The organism is Spirillospora sp. NPDC046719 (assembly GCF_040645715.1).
Lineage (GTDB): Bacteria > Actinomycetota > Actinomycetes > Streptosporangiales > Streptosporangiaceae > Spirillospora.
The window spans coordinates 1-2,710 of record NZ_JBEYYT010000762.1 but is presented as its reverse complement, the minus strand read 5'-3'; the positions used below and the strand labels follow the sequence as shown (position 1 = coordinate 2,710).

The following is a 2,710-nucleotide window of genomic DNA, read 5'->3' as shown; positions in this document are numbered from 1 at the left end:
GGCGGCGCGCGCCACCGCCTCCGGGTGCGCCGCCCGGACCTCGGCGAGGGCGGCGTAGCGTTCGGCGAACGTTCCCGCGCTCACGCGGTCACCTCATTTCCAGGGCCCGGCGTCCGCCGGGCGGCGAGCAGCCGCTCGACCTCGTCGGCGGCGGGCATGGCGTCGGCGCAGGCCAGCCGGGACGCGACGATCGCCCCGGCGGCGCCGGCGAACCGCACGATCCGTTCCAGGTCCCAGCCGCTGAGCAGGCCGTGGCAGAGGGCGCCGCCGAACGCGTCCCCGGCGCCGAGCCCGTTGACCACCTCCACCGGCGTCGGCGGGACCTCGACGACGCCGTCCGCGGACGCGGCGAGGACGCCGCGCGGGCCCTGCTTGACGACGGCGACGGACACGCCCCGGTCCAGCAGCGCGCGGGCGGCGGCGCGCGGTTCGCGCTCGCCGACGGCGACCTCGCACTCGTCGAGGTTGCCGACCGCGACGGTCGCGTGCCGCAGCGCTTCGCGCACGCGCGCGCGGGCCGCGTCCGGCGACTCCCAGAACATCGGCCGGTAGTCCAGGTCGAGGACGGTGGTGCCGGGGTGCGCCGCGAGCGCGGCGACCGTCGCCTCCCGGCTCGGCTCCTGCGACAGCCCGGTGACCGTCGCCCAGAAGATCCGGGCGGCGGCGATCGCGTCCAGGTCCAGCTCCCCGGCGCGGATCTCCATGTCCGGCGCCTTCGGGTACCTGTAGAAGTACAGCGGGAAGTCGTCCGGCGGGAAGATCTCGCAGAACGCCAGGGGTGTCGGCAGGCCGGGCACCTCGGTGACGAACCGGTCGTCCACGCCGTAGCCCTTCAGCGCCGCGTGGACGAACCGCCCGAACGGGTCGGCGCCGGTGCGGGTGATGACCGCGCTGCGGCGGCCGTAGCGGGCCGCGGCGACCGCCACGTTGGTGGCGCTGCCGCCCAGGTACTTGCCGAACGTCTCGACGTCCTCGAGCGGAACCCCGACCTGCCGCGGGTAGACGTCGACGCTGACGCGGCCCATCGTGATGAGGTCGTGGGGCACTCCGCCCTCAGGCGCGGCCGTCATCGGCGCACCTCCTCGATCGTGACGGTGCGCCGCTCGCGGCGGGAGATCCCGCACGCCTCCGCCACGTAGAGCGCCTCCAGGCTCTCCTCGGGCGGGCACGGGCTGGCCGTGCCGTCCGCCACCATCAGGGCGAACGCCGCCAGCTCGGCCGCGTAGGCGTCGGCGAACCTCTCCAGGAAACCGGTGTGCGCGGGACCGGCCGGGCGGATGCCCGCGGCCGCCGGGGACAGCGGCGTCCCGTCGTCCAGCCCGGCGACGACGCCGCCCTGCGAGCCGAGGACCTCCAGCCGCACGTCGTAGCCGGCCGCGTTGTAGCGGGTCGCGGACACGAGCGCGAGCGTCCCGTCGTCCAGGGTCAGCACGGCCGCGCCGGTGTCGACGTCGCCGGCCTCGGTGAAGACTTGCGACCCGCGGTTGGCGCCGGTCGCGGTCACCTCGGTCACCTGTCGTCCGGTGACGAACCGGACGGCGTCGAAGTCGTGCACCGAGCAGTCGCGGAACAGCCCGCCGGAGCCGGGGATGTACTCGTCCGGCGGCGGCACCGGGTCCAGCGTGCAGGAGCGGACGGTGTGCACCCAGCCGAGCCGGCCCGAGCGCACCGCGTCCCGCGCCGCGACGTGGCCGGGGTCGAAGCGGCGCTGGAAGCCCACCTGCACGGGCACGCCCGCGCCGCGGACCGCCTTCAGCACCTCGATCGTCCCGGCCAGGTCGGGCGCGACGGGCTTCTCCACGAACACCGGCATCCCGGCCTCGACGGCGCGCACCACCAGGCCGGCGTGCGCGTCCGTCGGCGCGGCGACGACCAGCGCGTCCAGCCCCGCGGCGAACAGCGCGCCGACGTCCTCGGCGGCGCGGACGCCGAGCCTGCCGGCCGCCTCCCGCGCCCGGCGCGGGTCGGCGTCGGCGACGACGACCTCCGCGACCCCGGGCAGCGCGCGCAGCGTCTCCGCGTGCGCGCTCCCGATCCGTCCCGCTCCAGCGAGCCCGATCCTCATCGCACCCCTTCCGGCCGTGAATCGCGACCGAGTCTCATGGAACGATCCAACATCTGTCAACACTATGTCCTGACATAAGGACTTAAATATCTCCGGACGGCGGTGGACTAAGCTGCGTCACACCCCCGAGAAAGGAGCCCCGCGTGCACGGACCGACGGTCACGCTGGACCGCGGCAGCCCGGTGCCGCTGTACTTCCAGGTCGCCCAGCAGCTCGAGGCGGCCATCCGGTCCGGCGAGCTGCCGCCCGGCGCCCGGCTGGACAACGAGCTCGACCTCGCCGCCCGGTACCGGCTGTCCCGGCCGACCGTCCGGCAGGCGATCCAGCACCTGGTCGACAAGGGGCTCCTCGTCCGCAAGCGCGGCGTCGGCACCCAGGTCGTCCAGTCGCAGGTCCGCCGCCCCATCGAGCTGACCAGCCTGCACGACGACCTCGCCGCGGCCGGCGCCGAACCGCGCACCCGGGTGCTGGAGTTCGGGCCCGCCCCGGCCGGCGACGAGGCCGCCGAGCGGCTCGGCGTCCCGGCCGGGACCGAGGTGCTGCGGCTGCGCCGGCTGCGGCTCACCGGCGGCGAGCCGCTGGCGCTGCTCACCAACGTGCTGCCCGCCGGGCTGATCGACGTCACCGCCGCGCACCTCGCCGAGC

General features: G+C 75.7%; 3 protein-coding genes. 1 reads left to right on the top strand and 2 read right to left on the bottom strand.

Annotation, left to right across the window (positions count from 1 at the left end):
* Positions 1 to 80 precede the first annotated feature (80 nt).
* A complete protein-coding gene (gene iolC, locus ABZ914_RS49820; RefSeq protein ID WP_500201590.1) occupies positions 81 to 1,070 on the bottom strand; it encodes a 5-dehydro-2-deoxygluconokinase in 990 nt (329 codons plus the stop codon).
* On the bottom strand, positions 1,067 to 2,065 hold the full coding sequence (locus tag ABZ914_RS49815) for a Gfo/Idh/MocA family protein (protein ID WP_500201589.1): 999 nt from the start codon (positions 2,063 to 2,065) through the stop codon (positions 1,067 to 1,069). The genes iolC and ABZ914_RS49815 overlap by 4 nt, the downstream gene beginning before the upstream one ends.
* A gap of 143 nt (positions 2,066 to 2,208) precedes the next feature.
* On the opposite strand from ABZ914_RS49815, the gene ABZ914_RS49810 reads away from it, so the two are divergent.
* A partial coding sequence (locus tag ABZ914_RS49810) for a GntR family transcriptional regulator (RefSeq protein WP_500201588.1) occupies positions 2,209 to 2,710 on the top strand: 502 nt, incomplete at its 3' end.

Excerpts from the sequence above, each read along its gene's own strand:
- ABZ914_RS49815 (WP_500201589.1), bottom strand. The coding sequence starts at position 2,065 with ATGAGGATCGGGCTCGCTGGAGCGGGACGGATCGGGAGCGCGCACGCG.
- iolC (WP_500201590.1), bottom strand. The coding sequence starts at position 1,070 with ATGACGGCCGCGCCTGAGGGCGGAGTGCCCCACGACCTCATCACGATG.